At 34.7% G+C, this 20,054-nt stretch carries 18 protein-coding genes, 1 pseudogene and 2 other annotated features (1 of these 21 cut by a window edge); of the genes and pseudogenes, 17 read left to right on the top strand and 2 right to left on the bottom strand.

Translation table 11 applies throughout. The annotated features are described in order from the left end of the window. Positions 1-210, top strand: a binding site (T-box leader) (it extends 33 nt beyond the left edge of the window). 53 nt (positions 211-263) lie between these two features. From ileS to P2Q73_RS10925, 8 genes and pseudogenes are all read left to right on the top strand, one after another. Next, positions 264-3,353 (top strand): isoleucine--tRNA ligase, encoded by a 3,090-nt coding sequence (ileS, locus tag P2Q73_RS10960; protein WP_275786913.1) that lies wholly within the window; start codon positions 264-266, stop codon positions 3,351-3,353. 925 nt (positions 3,354-4,278) lie between these two features. Continuing rightward, positions 4,279-4,496 (top strand) — a binding site (T-box leader). A 177-nt stretch (positions 4,497-4,673) separates the two neighbouring features. Beyond that, positions 4,674-5,705: an anthranilate phosphoribosyltransferase gene (gene trpD / locus P2Q73_RS10955; protein WP_275786910.1), complete on the top strand. Its 1,032-nt coding sequence runs from the start codon at positions 4,674-4,676 to the stop codon at positions 5,703-5,705. Further along, on the top strand, positions 5,702-6,493 hold the full coding sequence (gene trpC / locus P2Q73_RS10950; protein WP_275786907.1) for an indole-3-glycerol phosphate synthase TrpC: 792 nt from the start codon (positions 5,702-5,704) through the stop codon (positions 6,491-6,493). Before trpD ends, trpC begins: the two co-directional genes overlap by 4 nt. After that, positions 6,490-7,110 carry a phosphoribosylanthranilate isomerase gene (locus tag P2Q73_RS10945; protein WP_275786904.1) on the top strand — a complete coding sequence of 207 codons (621 nt, stop codon included), beginning with the start codon at positions 6,490-6,492 and terminating at the stop codon, positions 7,108-7,110. The genes trpC and P2Q73_RS10945 overlap by 4 nt, the downstream gene beginning before the upstream one ends. Then, positions 7,097-8,299, top strand: a complete 1,203-nt coding sequence (gene trpB / locus P2Q73_RS10940) for a tryptophan synthase subunit beta (RefSeq protein ID WP_275786901.1) — start codon at positions 7,097-7,099, stop codon at positions 8,297-8,299. The genes P2Q73_RS10945 and trpB overlap by 14 nt, the downstream gene beginning before the upstream one ends. Continuing rightward, a complete protein-coding gene (gene trpA / locus P2Q73_RS10935) occupies positions 8,296-9,087 on the top strand; it encodes a tryptophan synthase subunit alpha (protein WP_275786899.1) in 792 nt (263 codons plus the stop codon). Before trpB ends, trpA begins: the two co-directional genes overlap by 4 nt. 42 nt (positions 9,088-9,129) lie before the next feature. Further along, positions 9,130-9,295, top strand: a pseudogene (locus tag P2Q73_RS10930) (transposase); the annotation flags it as partial. Positions 9,296-9,558: 263 nt separating this feature from the next. Then, positions 9,559-9,828, top strand: a complete 270-nt coding sequence (locus P2Q73_RS10925; RefSeq protein ID WP_053589571.1) for a YqhV family protein — start codon at positions 9,559-9,561, stop codon at positions 9,826-9,828. A gap of 47 nt (positions 9,829-9,875) precedes the next feature. Here P2Q73_RS10925 and P2Q73_RS10920 read toward each other — a convergent pair whose 3' ends face one another. Together P2Q73_RS10920 and P2Q73_RS10915 are read right to left on the bottom strand one after the other, a co-directional pair. Continuing rightward, positions 9,876-11,117, bottom strand: a complete 1,242-nt coding sequence (locus P2Q73_RS10920) for an MFS transporter (RefSeq protein ID WP_172794335.1) — start codon at positions 11,115-11,117, stop codon at positions 9,876-9,878. A 96-nt stretch (positions 11,118-11,213) separates the two neighbouring features. After that, positions 11,214-11,852 carry a LysE family transporter gene (locus P2Q73_RS10915; RefSeq protein WP_275786896.1) on the bottom strand — a complete coding sequence of 213 codons (639 nt, stop codon included), beginning with the start codon at positions 11,850-11,852 and terminating at the stop codon, positions 11,214-11,216. A 176-nt stretch (positions 11,853-12,028) separates the two neighbouring features. Here P2Q73_RS10915 and P2Q73_RS10910 point away from each other — a divergent pair, with 176 nt between their 5' ends. The 9 genes from P2Q73_RS10910 (at position 12,029) to P2Q73_RS10870 (ending at position 19,990) form a co-directional block, all read left to right on the top strand. Continuing rightward, complete coding sequence (locus P2Q73_RS10910; RefSeq protein WP_275787473.1) at positions 12,029-12,430, top strand: GNAT family N-acetyltransferase; 402 nt, start codon at positions 12,029-12,031, stop codon at positions 12,428-12,430. A 17-nt stretch (positions 12,431-12,447) separates the two neighbouring features. Further along, a complete protein-coding gene (locus tag P2Q73_RS10905) occupies positions 12,448-12,933 on the top strand; it encodes a tetratricopeptide repeat protein (protein WP_275786894.1) in 486 nt (161 codons plus the stop codon). A 95-nt stretch (positions 12,934-13,028) separates the two neighbouring features. Next, positions 13,029-13,400: a cytochrome-c oxidase gene (locus tag P2Q73_RS10900; protein ID WP_275786892.1), complete on the top strand. Its 372-nt coding sequence runs from the start codon at positions 13,029-13,031 to the stop codon at positions 13,398-13,400. Positions 13,401-13,547: 147 nt separating this feature from the next. Next, positions 13,548-14,444, top strand: coding sequence for an aminoglycoside phosphotransferase family protein (locus tag P2Q73_RS10895; protein ID WP_275786890.1), 897 nt, complete (start codon positions 13,548-13,550; stop codon positions 14,442-14,444). Positions 14,445-14,524: 80 nt separating this feature from the next. Continuing rightward, the gene (locus P2Q73_RS10890; RefSeq protein ID WP_275786889.1) at positions 14,525-15,100 is read left to right on the top strand and encodes a lysophospholipid acyltransferase family protein; all 576 of its coding nucleotides are present in this window, start codon (positions 14,525-14,527) and stop codon (positions 15,098-15,100) included. A 149-nt stretch (positions 15,101-15,249) separates the two neighbouring features. After that, the gene (locus P2Q73_RS10885) at positions 15,250-16,053 is read left to right on the top strand and encodes a DUF4097 family beta strand repeat-containing protein (RefSeq protein ID WP_275786886.1); all 804 of its coding nucleotides are present in this window, start codon (positions 15,250-15,252) and stop codon (positions 16,051-16,053) included. A 626-nt stretch (positions 16,054-16,679) separates the two neighbouring features. Next, positions 16,680-17,486, top strand: coding sequence for a YitT family protein (locus P2Q73_RS10880; protein WP_275786884.1), 807 nt, complete (start codon positions 16,680-16,682; stop codon positions 17,484-17,486). 88 nt (positions 17,487-17,574) lie between these two features. Further along, positions 17,575-18,522: an aminoglycoside phosphotransferase family protein gene (locus P2Q73_RS10875; protein ID WP_275786881.1), complete on the top strand. Its 948-nt coding sequence runs from the start codon at positions 17,575-17,577 to the stop codon at positions 18,520-18,522. A gap of 103 nt (positions 18,523-18,625) precedes the next feature. Continuing rightward, a complete protein-coding gene (locus P2Q73_RS10870) occupies positions 18,626-19,990 on the top strand; it encodes a sigma-54 interaction domain-containing protein (RefSeq protein ID WP_275786878.1) in 1,365 nt (454 codons plus the stop codon). The last annotated feature ends 64 nt before the right edge of the window (positions 19,991-20,054 follow it).

Raw genomic sequence — 20,054 nt, 5'->3', positions numbered from 1 at the left:
AACTGTTCCAAAGAGAGCCGGCAAATGCTGAAAGTCGGTGTTCAGTTCATAGATGAAAATCCTCTCTGAGAAGTCGAGCTGAAAATGAGTAAGTGAGACCGGGTGTCTACCGTTAAAAGGAACACGTATGATTGTACGTGGCTAAGTGCTATTGTGTAACGAGAGTTCCAATAGAATTAGGGTGGTATCACGGTTAAACCCGTCCCTTTATACAGGGACGGGTTTTTTGTATGTTTTATTAATAAAAATAGGAGTGATATCGAATGGTTAAATCGAACGAAAAAGAAACTGTTCTACAAAGAGAAGCACGGATTCGAGCGCAATGGTTGAAAGGTGAAACCTTTAAGAAATCCATTGAGTACAGAGAAGATAGCCCGTCTTTTGTCTTTTATGAAGGACCACCTACTGCTAATGGCTTACCTCATGTAGGTCATGCATTAGGTCGGACAATTAAAGATGTCGTTGCAAGGTATAAAACAATGACTGGACATCAAGTAATACGTAAAGCTGGTTGGGATACACATGGTTTACCAGTCGAGCTTGGAGTAGAAAAGCAATTAGGCATTTCTGGGAAAAGCGAGATTGAAAAGTATGGTGTAGAGGCTTTTATTGAAAAGTGTAAAGAAAGTGTATTTACTTATGAAAAGCAGTGGCGAAATTTTACTGAACAGCTAGGTTATTGGGTAAATATGGATGATCCATATTTAACATTAAGTAACACTTATATTGAAAGTGAATGGAACATACTAGGTACAATTCATGAAAAAGGATTACTTCAGAAGGGTCATAGGGTTTCTCCATACTGTCCTAGTTGTCAAACTTCTCTTAGCTCACATGAGGTATCACAAGGTTATAAGACTGTGAAAGACTTATCTGCTACCGCAAAATTTAAAATAACAGATCGAGAAAATGAATATTTTCTTGGATGGACAACGACTCCTTGGACATTACCGGCAAATGTTGCATTGGCAGTTAACCCTTCGATGAAATACGTTAGAGCAAAACAAGGGCAAAACATATATATTGTTGCGGAAGCTTTAGTTAGCACTGTATTAACAAAAGATTTTGAGATTCTTTCTATTCATTTAGGGGAAGATTTAAAAGATATTTCTTATATACCTCTATTTAATTTTGTTGATGTGGAAAAAGGACATAAAGTGGTATTGGCTGATTATGTATCATCAGAAAGTGGAACAGGCATCGTTCATATTGCTCCAGCTTACGGGGAAGAGGATTATAAAGTAGTGAAAGAAAACGAATTATCCTTCATCAATGTTGTAGATGAAAAAGGAATGTATACTTCTGATGTAAAAGGCTTTGAAGGAAGGTTTGTAAAAGATTGTGATGTGGATATTGTTCGTAATCTTGCGGAAAGAGAATTACTTTTCAATAAAGAAAAATACGAACACAGTTATCCGCATTGCTGGCGTTGTGATTCGCCTCTTTTGTATTATGCAAGTGAAAGCTGGTTTATCAAAACAACAGCTCTAAAAGATCAATTTTTACGTAATAATGAAGGTGTCACTTGGCACCCGGAGCATATTAAACATGGCAGGTTTGGAAACTTTTTAGAGCAGATGGTAGACTGGAACATCAGTCGAAAACGCTATTGGGGAACACCTCTGAATATTTGGGAATGTGAGGAATGTAAGCATGAAATTGCACCCAAAAGTATTGAAGAATTAAAACTTCTCTCAATACAGCCTTTTGATGAGATTGAATTGCACAAACCATATGTAGATAACATTAAGTTGAATTGTGTATGTTGTAACGGCACGATGATCAGGACACCAGAAGTAATTGATGTTTGGTTTGATAGTGGTTCAATGCCATTTGCACAATATCACTATCCCTTTGAAAATAAAGAGTTATTTGAAAAACAATTTCCTGCAGATGTAGTTATTGAAGGAATCGATCAAACTCGAGGGTGGTTTTACAGCTTACTCGCCGTATCCACTTTATTTACGGGAAAAGCACCTTATAAACGTGTAATTTCTACAGGTCATATTTTAGATGAAAATGGACAAAAAATGTCTAAAAGTAAAGGGAATGCACTAGATCCAGTAGAGTTAATTCAAAAATACGGAGCAGATGCATTAAGATGGGCGTTATTAGTTGACAGTGCACCATGGAATACTAAACGTTTTTCAGAACGGATTGTACAAGAGGCTAAATCCAAATTAGTCGATACATTAGATAATGTGCATAGTTTCTATTCTTTATATACTAATTTGGATAACTATAGTCCAGGTGCGCAATATGAAGTAAAAAATAACAAATTGGATGAATGGATATTATCACGATTGCATAGCACTATTAAAATAGCTCGAATGAACTTTGATGCTTATCATTTTACAAACGCTGCAAGGGAAATCGCAAAGCTATTAGAAGAACTAAGCAATTGGTATGTTAGACGATCCCGAGAACGATTTTGGTCAAATGGCATGAATTCGGACAAAGCAGCTGCATATAAAACGCTCTATGAAGTTTTAACAAAAACTAGTCAATTATTAGCACCATTAACGCCGTTTATAGCAGAAGATGTGTTTATGGACTTGACAGGTAAAAGTGTACATTTATCAGATTTTCCTAAATCTAAAGAACACTTCATAAATCAGAAGCTTGAGAAAGAAATGGATGCAGTCCTTCAAGTAGTGGAGTTAGGAAGGAGTATAAGGAATACAACTTCATTGAAAATAAAACAACCATTAGGAAGTTTATCTCTAATGAGTTCGCAACAAGATGTAAACTGGGACTTATACGAAGATATCATCAAAGAAGAGTTGAATGTAAAGCTATTTCGAGTAATAGATAATGATGATCAGTTTGTTTTTACTAAATTAAAGCTGAATTTTAAAAAATCTGGTGCGAAGTTTGGAAATCAATCTAATACAATTAATACTTTTCTACAAAACTTAGACGAAGAACAAGTGAAAAAATTTATACAAATTGGTTATTTAAATATGAGAAACGCTGAAGAATTACAAGTTTTAGTAGAAGATGTGCAGATTGAAAAAGTAGCGAAGCAAGGCTATGCTTCTGCTACAAGTGGAGATTATACAGTTACATTAGACCTTTCATTAACTGAAGAACTGATTCAAGAGGGAATGGCACGTGAATTAATAAGAGCGATACAGTCATATAGAAAACAGTTAAAGCTACCAATAGATATGCGTGTAGATATAATAGTAAAAACGGATGATGAGCTACAAATTGTAATTGAAAAGTTTAAGAACATGCTGCAACAAAACTTGTTGATGAATAGTTTAACATTTACTCAAAATGAAATGGTTGGTACAGAAATTGTAATAGGAAATCATACAATATTAATACAACTTGTTCCGACAAATTGAAATTATGCGATAGAAATCAGATACTAGATTAACTACAAGTACCTCAGCTTGAAGACGGCAGCTCCTAATTGGTCTTGTTCATTATTATGATTATTTGTCATCTTTTTAACTTGAGATTATTCTTTCAAAGTATATAGAAAATAAAAAGGTAGCATTTTATTAGTTTGGAGAAGCGTCCGGTCGATTCCTGCGTGAAAGTGAAAGAGTTGATACCCTTCTGGAGTGAAGCAATGGCACTGAAAAAGTCTATAGAATTTGACTCTAAAAAGTGTCGCCCGATAAATAAGAAAATCGTTGAAACGGCTCCCTTTCCGCGGGCGTTGCCTTAGCCTCCTCGCTACGCTGCGGGGTCTTCGGCTAACGCTATTCCCGCAGGAGTGTCGCCTTTTTCAACGATTTTCTATAAATACTATTTGAATAACGTAAGTGATAAAAACTTGCTCTATTATGTATGAAGATTTCATAATTGAAAAGTGGATAATAGTTAATTGAAGTGGAAGGCGGCGACTCCAGCCGGAATTGCATGAGCTGAAGACCCTGGACTGAGCGTAGCGAGGGAAGCGGCTGAAGCCATGCCGGCGGAACGCGTCCGCCTGGAACGTAATTTAACGGGTACAAAATAAAAATCGAGTATGTGAACACTTGTCGTTCAAATACTGTTATGAAATCTCATTGAGGACTTTATCAGTGCCCTCAAGCGAAGAGAAGGATGAGGCTCATCGCTCGCCCACGGAAGCTTCGGAAAACCAACTAATCTATTCTAGATATAAATAAATTAGAGTTTGTCTAAAACAAAAAAATAATTTGACAATTGGAAGTATTCCTACTATCATAGTAGTAACTTTTATGTTCGGATACGGGTAGAAGAAACCGATAGCGGTTTCGCCCATTGAACAGACGAGCTGAGATTAGATGAGCATAGCTGAGAAATTGTTTGAATAAGAAGAGTAGCATTAGTTTGCAATGAAGAGAGTCAGTGGTTGGTGAGAACTGATTTGTATCTAGTGTGAATGGACTTATGAGAGCTATCTTGAGAACGACTATTCGTTTTAGAGGTAGACGTATTTCCTACGTTACAGGATAATGAAGTGGGAGCATTAAGCTCCAACTAGAGGTGGCAACGCGGTCAAAACCGTCCTCTTCAAAGGGATTCTTCTGAATTCCTTTGAAGAGGGCTTTTTTTGTTTTTTAGAAATCAAAGCACTTGCAGTTGTCTCAGATTTTTTATACGAAACAACACTTTAAATAAATCGAGACACAGATATGCAAATGCATATTGATTATAAGAAATTAGTTGAGATGAGAAGAGGAGAGATTGAGATGAGAGATTTTATTGAAAAAGTAGAGAAGCAAGAGCAATTATTGTATGACGAAATGGTGGAGGCATCTCGTCTGATGTTTCAAGAAAATACCAATTTACAAGATATTGTTGATTTTTTAATTGCTCTTTCGAAAAAAGGAGAAACAGCTGTAGAAGTTGCTGCTCTTGCTACAGTAATGAAGTCTTTTGCAATCCAGCTTAATGAACCACCTGGGGAATATATGGATAACTGTGGTACAGGTGGAGATGGTTTAAATAGCTTTAACATTAGTACAACATCAGCATTTGTTCTAGCAAGTGCCGGAGCGACTATTGCCAAGCATGGAAATAGAAAAATCTCAAGTGCAGCAGGTAGCTCAGATGTATTAGAAGCTATAGGAATTCAACCTTCTATCGGTGCTGAAGCATCAATTGAACTGTTAAAACAAGAAGGTCTTACTTTTTTATATGCACCGAATGTTCATCCAAAGTTAAAACGTATTAGTAATGCGCGAAAGCAAATAGGAAAACCAACTATATTCAATCTAGTTGGACCTTTAACGAATCCTGTGGCACTTAAAACACAATATACAGGAATAAATAGAACAGATTTCACGATGGAATATGCAGAAGTACTACGAATACTTGGAAGAGAAAGAGCTATTGTCGTAAGTGGAGCTGGAGGTATGGATGAAGCATCCTTAGCAGGCAAAAACAAATTGGTTCTCGTAGACAAAGGTGATCTGATCCCATTTACCATTACACCAGATGATGTTGGATTATCATCTGCCCCTGTTACAGCAATACGTGGAGGAGACGGAAAAGCAAATGCAAAAATTATGCGAAAAGTTCTTCAGGGAGAAAGTAGTCCTTATTTAGATACCGTCCTATTCAATAGTGGTATCGGCCTCTTTGCGAGCGGCATCGCGAGCACTATCCAAGAAGGAGTTAAAATAGCGTCTGATACTATTCTATCTGGAAAAGCGCTAGAAAAATTAGAGGCAGTAATTGCTTTCAGTAAAAAAGCGGTTATGCAGGAGGTTGTGTCATGACAACTATTTTAGATAAGATTCTAGAAAAGAAGAAGGACCAAATTGAGGAAATGTTAAAAGAGAATTTGCAAAAGAAAAATATACAAATTACAAGACCTTCACTTTTTGAAGTTATGTATCAAAATAATCATTTACAAGTAATTTCGGAAATAAAACGTGCTTCCCCGTCGAAGGGATTGATAGCAGAAGGTGTAAATCCTAGCGAACAAGCTACAGCCTATTACCAAGCTGGAGCTGCTTGTATATCCGTATTAACTGATACCCCCTTCTTCAAAGGAACTTTTTCTGATTTAGAAGAGGTAGCTCGAACTGTGCCAATCCCAATATTGTGTAAAGATTTTGTAATACATCCTATTCAAATAGATTACGCTAAAAATGCAGGTTCCTCTGTTGTTTTACTTATTGTAGCGGCGCTCAGTGAAGAAGAGTTAGCTAAACTTTATTCGTATGCAAATGATCAAGGGCTTGAAGTATTAATGGAAGTACATGATGTAGAGGAATTGAAACGTGCCCTACAGCTCGATGCGAAGCTTATTGGGGTAAATAATCGAGATTTGCGTACATTTGAGGTCGATTTAGCTCGTACCGAAGAAATTGCATCTATCTTTCCTTTCCATGAGGAACGTGTATTAATAAGTGAAAGTGGTATTTGGACTTCTGAGGACGCATCTAAAGTTGCAGGATATGGAGCGAGTGGTGTCCTTGTAGGAGAATCGCTTATGAGAAGTGGAGATATCAAAAATGCAATAAGTTCTTTACAAGTTAAGTGTGGTGTTATAGCCAAATGACGAAAGTAAAGATATGTGGATTGATGGAAAAAGAGGATGTAAGAGCAGCGATTGATGCTGGTGCTGACGCAGTTGGTTTTGTATTTGCACCAAGTAAACGAAAACTTACGATTAAACAGGCGAAAGAATTAGCCAAAGAGGTTCCAGTAGGCGTATTAAAGGTAGGGGTATTTGTTAACCCGACAGCTCAGGAATTAGAAGATACTGTAAGGGAAGTAGCATTAGATATTGTTCAGTACCATGGCATTGAAACGCCAGAATTCATTCAAGTGCATAATTACCCTTCCATAAAAGCATTTTCTGTAAGAAGTGAGGAAGATGTTGAGCGAGCCAAGCAGTACGACACAGATTATTTATTGTTTGATGCCCCACAAGCTGGTAGTGGTATTGTGTTTGATTGGCGATTAATGAAAGGGCACGAGGTCAAGCAAGAAAAGATAATATTAGCTGGAGGATTAAATCCTACAAATGTGAAAGAGGCCATAAAACGTGTAAATCCTTATATGGTAGATGTCTCAAGTGGGGTAGAAATAGACGGTAAAAAAAATAGCGAGCTGATTCGAGCATTTATTAAAGCTGTTAAAGATGAGGAGAGAGAAGCAAATGGTCAAAACTAATGAGGAAGTAAAAGCTGGTAGATATGGTCGTTTTGGCGGACAGTACGTTCCTGAAACTTTAATGACTGCATTGAATGAATTAGAACTAGCGTATGATGAGGCAATTGCGGATCCATCTTTTTTAGAAGAATTGAATTACTATTTAAAGGAATATAGTGGACGTGAAACACCTCTTTATTTTGCAGAAAGACTTACACAAGCAATTGGTGGAGCGAAAATATACCTAAAACGAGAAGATTTAAACCATACAGGAGCACATAAGATCAATAATACGATTGGTCAGGCAATACTTGCAAAACGTATGGGGAAAAATAAAATTGTTGCAGAAACAGGAGCAGGTCAGCATGGTGTTGCAACTGCAACTGTATGTGCATTATTCGACATGGATTGCGTTGTTTTTATGGGAAAAGAAGATGTCCGTAGACAAGAATTAAACGTATTTCGGATGGAGTTGCTTGGGGCGAAGGTCGTTTCAGTTGATCAAGGCTCAGGGACTCTTAAAGATGCTGTCAATGAAGCACTTCGGTACTGGGTATCCAATGTAGAAGATACCCACTATATTTTAGGTTCTGCCCTTGGGCCACATCCATTTCCTAGAATTGTTCGAGATTTTCAACGTGTAATAGGTGTTGAAACTCGAAAGCAAATTTTCGAAAAGGAAGGAAGATTACCAGACGCTGTAGTTGCATGTGTAGGTGGCGGAAGTAATGCAATCGGTATGTTCCACCCTTTTGTTGAGGATGATACAGTATCTTTATACGGTGTAGAGGCAGGCGGAAGTGGTATCGCTTCAGGTTTACATGCTTCAGCAACTGCAGAAGCAAAAGAAGGCGTATTGCATGGAGCATATATGTATATTTTACAAGATGAAAATGGATTTATCCAAGAAGCACACTCTATTTCAGCAGGTTTAGATTATCCAGCAGTTGGACCTGAACATAGTTATTTACATGATATAGGACGTGTGAAATATACATCTGTAACAGATTCAGAGGCACTCGAAGGCCTACAATTACTTTCAAAAAAGGAAGGTATTATTCCAGCTTTAGAGAGTTCTCATGCTGTTCATTTTGCTGCAAAATTAGCGAAGGAAATGAATGCAGAACAAATTTTGGTAATATGTTTATCTGGACGTGGCGATAAAGATGTTCAAACAGTACGAGATGCGTTAGGAGGTGCAGGAAAATGACTAAAACAAAACTAACAGCGGAAATTGAGGCAGTACTTACAAAAGGTGAAAAAGCGTTTATTCCGTATATAATGGCTGGTGACGGAGGTCTTGAATTATTACAAGAGCAAATTCTCTTTCTTCAAGAAAATGGAGCAACTGCCATTGAAGTGGGAATTCCTTTTTCTGATCCTGTAGCAGATGGTCCTACAATACAAAGAGCTGGAGAACGTTCACTTGCCAATGGTACAAATCTTCGATTAATTATTCAAGCGTTAGATTCTTTTCATGAAAAAGTTCATATTCCACTTATATTAATGACATATTTCAACCCGATTTTAAGTTATGGTTTAGAAACATTTTCGAAAGACTGTCAACGAATTGGTATTGCTGGATTGATCGTTCCGGATGTACCTGTCGAAGAAAGTAATCAACTAAGAGTGTCCCTTCAAGATACTGATATAGCACTAGTTCCACTAGTATCTTTGACAAGCCCACCTGAGCGTATTGCAAAAATTATTGCATTAGGGGAAGGTTTTATTTATGCAGTTACTGTAAATGGTATTACTGGCGTTCGAAATGGTTTTGATGAACAGCTAGCGCAACATTTAATATTATTAAAAGAACTATGTCCTATTCCAGTACTCGCAGGATTCGGAATCTCCTCGCCAGAACAAGTAGTATCCATGGGTGCTATTACAGATGGTGTAATTGTGGGAAGTGCAATAGTAGAAGCGTTCCACTTGAATAACAAGAAGAAAATAGTCGAGCTTATACAAGCTTCCAAAAAACAAGTTTCCATATCATAATCTATGAACGATTAATACTTATAATAATTTGCATGTAGAGATTTAAATAGTTATGCATTTGCCTATTCGAATGGTTTTTTAGAAGGTATTAATAATTCATTTAAAAGTTATTAATGGAAATGACGATGGATATAGTAAGTTCGAGTATTTTAAGGCGAAGATTTTACTTAGTCATTTATATAAAAAAGTAGGAAATCATCTTGGATAGCAGCTTTGTATGTAGCGAAAGGGAGGCGACACCACCGGGAACAGCACGAGCTGAAAAAAATTAGTTGAAGCCGTGCCCGGGGTAAGCGTCCTACCCGTAGCGAAAATCATCGCGCCCTTATCAAGAAAGGGTGCAGTGAAATTATTTGAACAATATTACCACACCCCAACTTTAGATTTAGCACCTTTTTAATTTGCATAATCGTTTGTATTAACTCGTATATATATAGTAGTGGGTTATAATAAGTTGGGGAGCGGGTATTCATTTTAATAGAAAAGGCGCTATTTTTTATCATTTTACTAAGATTGATTTCAGGAAGTATAGAAATAACAGCTGCTTTATTTATGCTAAAATTTAATGATTTAGAAAAAGCATTTTATATTAATACATTACTTGCTCTAGTTGGACCAACTGTTTTAATCGTTACTACAGCAATTGGACTATCTGGATTAGCTGAAAAAATATCTCTTACACGAATTATTTGTCTTTTTGCAGGAATATTCCTTATCATTTTTAGTTTAAAGTCAGATTAAATATAAAAAGGATCGCTTCAGCGTAATAAGCTGTTCGATCCTTTTATTTATTTTGACGTCGATTTGCTTTCAAACTCATCAACTTTAACGTATTTAAATACCAAAAATAAAAGAAGAAGGCCAATGATCCCTCCAATAATATAACTTATATTGAGGTAGTTTTTCATTACTAAGGACATGATAGGAGGGCCAGCAGCAACACCTATAAACCTTGCAGAGCTATAAAAAGAAGAGACTGTTCCACGTTCTTCTTTTCTAATGTTCTCAGTTATAATTGCATCTAGAACGGGTAAAAGTGCACCTATAGCAATACCTACAATACTCGTTACGATTAATAGAAGAATAAGTTTTTCTTTTACAAAACCGACGAAGACGACACTTGCAGAGGTAATAATTAAACTTAGTACCATCATTCTTTTGATGGTCTTAATATCACCCTTAATGTTTCTACCGGTAATAAATGATGAAATACAAAGTAACAGTAGAGGAATAGCAATTACGAAACCTTTCTTAATCCCTTTTATGTTGTGTGTTATTTCTAGCATCTCGGATAAAAAGAAAAGAACTCCAAATAATATAAGCATTACGAAAGCTCCATTAAGAAATACGGTAAATAACCACTTACCTTCTTTTTTGAATGTTTTCTTTACATTACCAATAAATTCTTTGAGTTTTACAGGTTCATCGGAATCTTTTGGCACTTTAACAAAGAAAAATATTAGGATAATGGAAATCAAGCTGAATAAAGAGATAGAAAAGAACGGTAAAAACCATAGAATGGCTGCAAAAACAGATCCTAAGATAGGACTTAACACTTTTCCGAAGGTGTTCGAAGTTTCAATTATTCCTAAACACGAGCTTGTTTTTTCATCATCATCTTTATATAAGTCTCCGACTAGTGGTAATACGATTGGCATAGCTCCAGATGCTCCAATTCCTTGTAGAATCCTTCCTATAATAATCCATGTAAAAGGATTCTCCATTTTCCATGATGCATATCCAGCTATCAGACCACCAATAAGTGCAAGAATAAGACTCGGTAAGATAATTTTTTTCCTTCCCAGACGGTCAGATAAATAACCTGCTACGGGAATAAGTAAAATTGCAGCAATTGAATAACTTGTTATGATCATACTGGATTGAAAAGATGTAATTCCAACTTTCTTCTCTAAAATAGGTAGTACGGGTATAAGCATGGAGTTTCCAAGAGTCATGACGAGGGGGATTGATGCCAAGCTGACGATACACCATACACTAACCTGTGAATCCCCTCTGTTTATATTATTCATTATCACACCTCAACTTCTTATTGTTACAGGTATGATTCCCATGCACCAACGTATTATCCTTGAAAATATTTTTACAAAAAACGTAAAATAGTTAATTTAGTTTATTAAATTTATAAGGGAACGATAAGCTTGAATACCAAAATATATTCCAAATCCAATCATGGATAACGAGGAGATAAGGGAAATAATTTTCAAAAATGGGCTCGATAAGATTTTTCGCGTGCTACTCGATAGGATAGACATTATTAAGTCTACTAAAGAGATACCGACTAATATGGTTAAACTGTAAATGATCACTTCATATCCAGTTAAATTCCCATTTCCCCCAATAAGTATCGAACCATAAATTCCTAACCAAAATAGAATAGTTAAAGGGTTCATTAGAGCCATTAAGAACCCTGCTAAAATAGAGTGTCTTAAACGGATCACTTTTCGAAATTTTGGATCCGTTGATATAGTATGGAGAGTCATGATATTTTCAATCCCTGTATACGTTAAGACAAAAAAACCGAAAGACCAAAGAAATGTCTTCATATAGGGAGAGTCAATGAATTGGGCTACTCCAAAATATACCATTAGCATATAAAGTATGTCTGTTAAAATTGCACCTAAACCAAAAAACCAAGCATGATAAAACCCATTTTTAATACCAGTATTTAATAATGTTGCCTTAACAGGGCCGATAGGTGCTGCTAACGAAACACCTAATAGGAAATAGGTAATTAAAGAATTCATTTATTAGCCCTCCGAAATGTGATGTCTTAGAATCATATTCAAAGTGAACGAGCTATACGACTACTCCAAAGAAAATAATAATGAAAATTTTTTGTTGTTTCTGTTATTCTAAAATTATAAATAATTTCAGAGAATTCAAATATCACTTCAGATGAGGGTTAGAAAATGAAAATGAAATTTACCAAACACTTCTTAGCGACTTTTCTGTTTTAGAATCTTCAAATTCGTTCATTGTTGCATATGAAAATAAGGAAATCTTAGGAGCAATAAGCCTTTATATAGACGAAGAAAATAAACAGGCAGAAGTGTGGGGTCCTTATGTGTATGTCGAAGCTGACCCAAAACATGGAGAAGGCTTGATAGAATATGTATCGGTTAATCCTGAATTTCAAAAACAAGGAGTTGGCACAAAGCTTGTACGAGTGGCTTTAAATCATCTAATCTTTAAGGACTCATTAAACGAAATTACTTTATGTGTAGGAGCAGAAAATCAAAAAGCAGTCCATTTATACAAAGCTTATGGATTTCAAGTTAAACACGAATTAACTTATTTTAAAAAAGAAATCCCATCTACATAACCCTGGAGGAACAAAAATTGAATGAAATAATGGAGATTGCGCTTAAATTAAGAGAAGAAGGAAAGAATAAGGAATCAAATCAGTTGTTGATCAAGTTAGCAGAAGCATTTCCTACTGAAGCTATACTTCAATATCAATGTGCCTGGAGCTTTGATGTTTTAGGGGAAGAAGTAAAAGCTGCACCTTATTACGAAAGAGCGATTGAATATGGACTCCCTACAGAAGAATTAGAAGGTGCTATATTAGGCTTGGGAAGTACATATAGAACATTAGGAGAATACGAGAAATCAAAAAAGATATTTCTTAAAGGGCTTAACTTGTTCCCAAACAATAAGGCAATAAAAGTATTTTACTCGATGACTCTTTACAACCTAAACGAACATAATAAGGCTATGGAAATACTACTATCCAGTTTGCTGGATTCTACAAACGATGAAGAGATTATACGTTACCAAAAAGCGATCCGTTTTTATTCAGATAAATTAGATGATACGTGGAATTAATAAGTAACTTTGATAATAATACTCACTTTATTCTCCTAATAGAATATATAAGCACTTATTTTATTATTCTATTTCAATGGAGGAAAACGAGAAAAATGGGTATTAAATTTATTAAGATTTCGGTTGTTTATTTTTCCATAGGGGTGATCTTAGGTCTTTACATGTCTATGGTGCATGACTATGCATTAAAAGGAGTACATGTACACATTAATCTGATAGGATGGGCTTCTTTTGCTCTAGCAGGTTTTGTGTATCACTTATTCCCAAGTACAAGCAACAACTTGTATACTAAGTTACACTTCTGGAGCAGCAATATTGGGCTTCCTATGATGATGATAGCTTTGGCAGTTCTAATATTAAATGGAGCTCAAATAGCAACTGTTTTTACAGCAATCGGTGGGGTATTAGTTGTGTTCAGCGTTATTATGTTTGCTATAAACGTGTTCTTGAATTTGAAAGCTGTATAAAAAATTCGGATTCATTCAAAAGCCAGTCTCTTTTCTTTTAAAAGAAGAGCAGATTGGTTTTTTTGTTGTGTCATTGGGTGTAATAATTTAGTAATATTAATGCTAGTGTTGGAATTTTTAAAAAACAAAATTAGAAGGAGGTAAATGATGTTTAAACCAGATATTCCATTTCTAAAAAAATGTACATCTTATCAAAAAATAGATGAAGGTTATTCGGAAGACGAGAAATGGTGTGTAGATGGAATATATTTACTTCGTTTTTCTCCACAAACAGATATAAAAAAGTTAGAAATGCAAGCGGAACTAATAAATGCTGTTCATGCACTCGATTCCCATATTCCATTTGTACATAATATCGGAGTTTTTAATGACAAAGCCTATATGATTTTGGACTATATAAATGGAGAAAATGGGGAAACTGCCTTGCCGAGTAAAAGCGAAACGACTCAATACGAAATTGGCCTGCAGGTAGGAAAGACACTTAAGAACATGCATAGTATTTCAGCTCCTGTAGGGTATCCAAGTTGGGATGAAACATGGGGAAATAGAATAGCTAGACAAGCACCGCTGTTTGAAGAAATTGTTAGAAAAAATCCTAAATATAAATGCATATTGCCATTTATAAAGGAAAATCTTCATTTATTAAAAAATCGACCAAGTAGTATTCAACATTATGATTTTCATCCTGGTAATATATTAATCGATGAAAACCGATTTTCTGGCTTAATTGATATGCAAAAAATACGATATGCAGATCCTATCAATGAATTTTATAAGATGGAATATTTTAATGTACAGACAAGTAAAGCCTATTCATGTGGAGTAGTAGATGGTTATCACAACATGGAGGAGATCCCTTTCTCTTTTTGGGAATTACATCGGTTGTATGCAGCAATGCATATTGTGTCTGCAGAAGTATGGGGCCATGAAATTGCAATTAAACAGTTGGAGAAGTTTCAAGGATATACAAGGTTTACACTAGATCAGTTTGACAATTTTACGTTAGACGTTCCTAAATGGTACAACAAACCTAATTATTTTTAACCTTAAGTCTAGTTTTTTTAAAATTATTCTTTATAATTAGCACTAGGTACTAAAACTAGATGATAAAAAAGGTGAGAATTATGTATCGATTTACATTAACATTAGCAAAAATAGTTGTACGGTTGTTTGGGAAAGTAGAGGTTCAAAACAAGCATTTGTTACCTAAAAACGAAGGATATATTGTTACTTGTACACATAGAGGATGGTTAGAAATAGTAATTCTAGGGATGTGTATCCCAAGTCCGATTCATTTTATGGCAAAGAAAGAGCTTTTTCAAAATAAAATAGTTGGTTCATTTTTGAAAAAAATAAATGCATTTCCTGTGGACAGAGAAAATACTTCTCCAAGCAGCATAAAGAAACCTGTAAAATTATTAAAAGCTGGAGAAGTAGTTGGAATATTTCCGAGCGGCACACGCACTGCTGAGGAAGTGCCTTTAAAAAGAGGTGCTGTTACGATAAGCAATTTAGCTAAAGCACCAATTATTCCTGCACTTTACGTTGGACCGCGTACACTAAAAGAGTTATGGAATATGAAAAAAGCAACGATTATCTTCGGTGAACCAATATATATAAAAACCAATAACAAAGAAGAATTGACCGTATATACAGAGCTATTAAACGAAAAAACGAAAGAATTAGAACAACAGATTTAGTATTTCAACTTAGTTTCTCCAATTATATACGTACTTTTAAATACGTCTTAAGGCTGAGATCATTTCACTTCTTCAGGCCATTGGAATGATTTCTGCCTACCGTATAATAAGGTTATAACAAGTAAACCATTAATTGGGGGATATAGAAGATGAATCTAAAGAAAATTGCTATCATATCATTGTTTATTTTATTGGCGGGAGCAGCAATTAATATTGTCTTGAACTTAAAAGATACACTCGTGCTGAAATCAGACGAAATAATTGTGAAAGATCAATCATACAACAATATTCAGATAACGTCTGATAATGCTACTGTAGAACTTTTACCTTCGAAAAGCGAAGAAGCAAAAGTTGTATTCTCAGGAAAATCAAAAAAAAGAACGAAATACAATTTTTCCGCTGATGTAAAAGGAGATACGTTGGAAATTGAATTAATAGAAAAACGCTGGGATTTCATTCAGTTTGGTTTTTCCTCTCTAAATACTAAGTTAACAGTATATGTACCAGAAAAAGAATACAATGAGTTAAAAACAGAGTTGGAAAATGGACGTATCATAGTGGAAAATGCGCATTTCAAAGATGCATTTCTAGTTACTAACAATGGTTCTATCCAATTAAAAGATATTCAAGCAGAGAACGTAAATGTTGAATCTGATAATGGACAGATACTAATGGAAGAAGTAGATGGTAAGATTAAAGCGGAAACAAACAATGGACGAATCATATTTCTTTCAACTAATTTAGAAAGATCTATTGAGTTGGAAACAGATAATGGATTTATTGAAATACAAACTGACAAAGAACCTCAAAATGCTACAATTGATGCAAATGTAGATAACGGTAAGATTGATATCTTCGGTTCATCCAACAAACAATCTATATTTGGAAACGGTGATAACTTAATCAGTTTAGAAACAGATAACGGAAAAATTACGGTTAAAAATACAAAATAGCAAAAAATGTTTGAGTATAAAATTTATAGGTAAGACTGTAGACAAACTTTAAGGATTTTGAGTTTTTCTATAGTCTTTTTTCTATTAAAATAAAAAAATTGATAAATAGAATTACGATTTCCGCTCGCGGCGGACGCTTTCCGCGGGCGGGGCCGAGCCGCTTCCTTCGCAAAGCTCAGTCCAGGGTCTCGGCTGTCCCGCTTTTCCCGCTGGAGTCGCCGCCTCCGCTCCAATCGTTATATTGGATAATTACAATGATATAAGTTATGGATTTACATTTGCTGCCTTGAATTTGAAGAAACTCACCACTTTGAAATGTCTACGAGCTTAAGTATAAGGAAAAATGCTCAAAAAGTATTCCCTAAACTTAAGCTTGGTTTTTTCCTCGCCAAAATATATATTTATTGGCAAAAGGTATCGAGAGAAAGACCACTCGATACCTTTTGTCGAGAGTCTGATCTATTGATTAAAATCTATCGGTTTCTTCTTGTTGACTTGCTTAATTTTCTCTGATAAATTAAATTCTATCTAAATTTATAATGAATAAAACCTGTAAAAGATGTGAAAACTCGTCCTTTAATGAGGGCGAGTTTTTTTATGAAAAGGTAAGAAGGAGTATTAATTTTATGAAAAACTTAATAATTATCATCAGTTCACTCATTATAGCGTTTGGTTTCAATTGCTTCCTAGTTCCGCATGGTATTTTGAGTAGTGGAATCAGTGGAATCGCTATTTTGCTTGGAATAATTACACCATTTGATACTGGTATCTTGAACTTTGCCCTAAATTTACCAATTATCATTTTAGGTTATTTTAAACTTGGAAAAATGATAACCTTTAATACGCTTTTATGCGTTGTTTCTCTTTCTTTTTTCTTGTATATAATACCAACTGAACCAGTTACAAATAACATTTTGCTATCATCTATTTTTGGTGGGATTATAGGGGGACTTGGAGTAGGAATTATCTTAAAGTACTCAGGTACTTCAGGTGGTTTAGATATCATTGCCATTATTGTATCAAGAATGAGTAATGTAAGTGTTGGCATGTTACTAACTGCCATGAATGGACTGATTGTTTTAATATCTGGTACGATTTTTAACTGGGAAATTGCTTTATATACACTTTTATCTATTTATCTTACTGGAAAAATGGTGGACACCATTTATACGAATCATGAAAAATTAACGATGCAAATTGTAACTACACAAGGGGAACTGATTCGAAAAGAGCTTTTGACTACGATTTATCGTGGTGTAACAATTACTGATGGATACGGTGGTTATACATTAGAGCAGAAGCAAATTTTGATGATGGTCGTTACCCGATACGAAACTATGCAAATAAAACAAATAGTACGTAAGCATGATAACAATGCTTTTATTAACATATTTGAAACAGTAGAAGTAGACGGAAAATTTGCTAGGAATTAAATTGAAAGCTGATGCCACCCAAGGTATCAGCTTTTTTTATTACTCATTTTTGTCTTTGCTGTTTCGTGGAATAGGGTTACACTTTAAAATGAAAATTGAAAATGAAATTAGGGAAAAGGAGTTTTCATATAGTATGTACCCAGAAAGATTTGAGAAAAAAATAATAGGGGCTTTTGGTAAAGACGGAAAGGAATTCTTATATTCCTTGGAGACGACCATAAATGAATTTTTACATAAATGGAACCTAATTTCAGAGGGGCCAGTCGATAATTTGTCTTATAATTATGTTTTAAAAGTAAAAGATCAAGATGGAAACCCTGCAATTTTAAAGCTAGGTGTTCCAAATTACGATTTTAAGAATGAGATTCGAACACTCCAAACTTATAACGGTAAGGGGTGTGTAAAATTATTAGATGCCGATACTGAAAAAGGTGTAATGCTGTTAGAGCATTTACTTCCTGGAACTATGTTAAATATAGTGGAGGAACAAGAGGCTATTAAGTATTTTGCTAAAGTATGGATGGAGATTCGGAGACCGATCAAAGGAAATTCTGATCATCCTTTCATAAAAAATTGGCTAAGTGCATTTGATCGATATTTAGAGACCTATTCTATTGAAGAGGGACCAATATCAAATGATTATATCTACTTGGCAAAAACTTTCTATAGTGAAATATCAGATTCTTCTAAAGGTAATGAACTATTGCATGGAGATTTACATCATGAAAATATTTTATTTTCGAAAGCTTACGGTTGGATTGCTATTGATCCAAAAGGAGTAATTGGTGATACTTATTTTGATTTAATTTCTTTTCTCACGAATCAGTTGTTTGATAAACCAAATCCTCAGCAATTCTTTAAGGATAGAGTGTTTTCTCTTTGTGATGAGATGAATTTGGACAAAGAGCGGCTTTTGAAAGCTGGGTTTACGATGTCTACTTTATATGCATGTTGGGGAATAGAGGATAATGATCCAGAATGGGGACGTTCTTTTACATGCGCTCAGTGGTTTAACGAACTAAGGGGTATCATATAATTGGTTACGCTACATCTAAATAGACTATAATAACAGAAAATATTGTATCTCAGTTGATCCCAATCTTCTCGAGTTGCTTAGTAAAGAAAGGACGGGCAAATATATGAATATCAATGAAATATATCATTTGTCTGATTATGACAATGTATTAATAGTCGATGAAAACGGGATTACAATTTTTTACGATCTGGCAGATTTAAATATCTTAAAACAACTCGGTCTTAGACCAGAAGAGTTTTTGCGAAAAAATGTAACATCCTTTTATCAAAACTTTACGAATGATAATAGTACTTTAATGACCGTATTAAGCACAGGTGAAGCATTATGGAATATAGAACAACGATTGACATCAACGAATGGTTTTTCTTATCTATCAAAAAGCTCTACCTTTCCTATAAAGAAAGGAGATTCAATTATAGGGGCTATCGAATTTTCTAAGCATTTTTACGAAATACAAGATATGGAGAAGCTTGAACGATTTGCTGATCATAAAATTTATAGAAAAAATAATACAATCTATACAATCGATAATTTAATTTCTGAAAGTACTGTTATGCAAGAAGTAAAAAATAAAATTAGCAAAGTTTCCAATACAGATTCAACCGTTCTTATTTATGGAGAAACGGGGACCGGAAAAGAGATTGTTGCTCAATCTATACATAATTTAAGTACTCGATATACTCAGCCATATATATCTATAAATTGTGCGGAAATCCATGAGGACCTCTTGGAAAAAATTCTTTTTGGGACCGAAAAAGATAGTTCGACTTTAACTCCAGTTATTACTGGTTTGTTAGAGCAAGCTAATGGCGGAACTATCTTTTTAGATGAAGTGAACGCATTGGATATTAAACTACAAGCGAGGCTATTAAAAGTAATTGAAGACAAAACGATCAGAAGAGTTGGAAGTAATCAGGATATTCACTTGAATATTCGACTAATTGCTGCTACAAATGAGGATCCAGATAAGTTAGTAAGTGAAAAGGGATTAAGGGAAGATTTGTATTACCGTTTAAGCGTTTTCCGAATAGACTTACCTTTATTGGCAGAGCGAAAAGAGGATATTGGAGTCCTAACCAATTATTATATTCAATTTTATAATCGTCATATGCAAATGAAAATCGATCATATAGAAGACGATGTTTTACTAGTATTTCAGCAATATAACTGGCCAGGAAATGTTCGAGAATTAAAGAATGCTATTGAAACTGCCTATAATAATGCAAGTACAAAAAATATTACTCTGAATGATATACCTTCAAAAATTTCGAAATTCAAAAATAAATTGGTAAATATATTTAAATCAGATAAACCTATAAATTTGAAAGATAAAGTGGAGGAATATGAAAGAGGTTTGATTGTTCTTGAGCTACAGCATAGTGGTGGGAAATTAGCCGAAACAGCAAGAAGACTAGGAATATCCAAACAATTACTTAAATACAAAATGGAAAAATATGAATTAAGGTAAAAATATTTTTACGAAAGGGGGTGAAAAATTTACCTCCTTTTATTATTGTCACTAATTAATTATT

It is taken from the genome of Bacillus sp. Cr_A10 (assembly GCF_029222665.1).
GTDB lineage: Bacteria > Bacillota > Bacilli > Bacillales_A > Planococcaceae > Psychrobacillus.
This window is presented reverse-complemented; position numbering and strand designations above follow the sequence as displayed.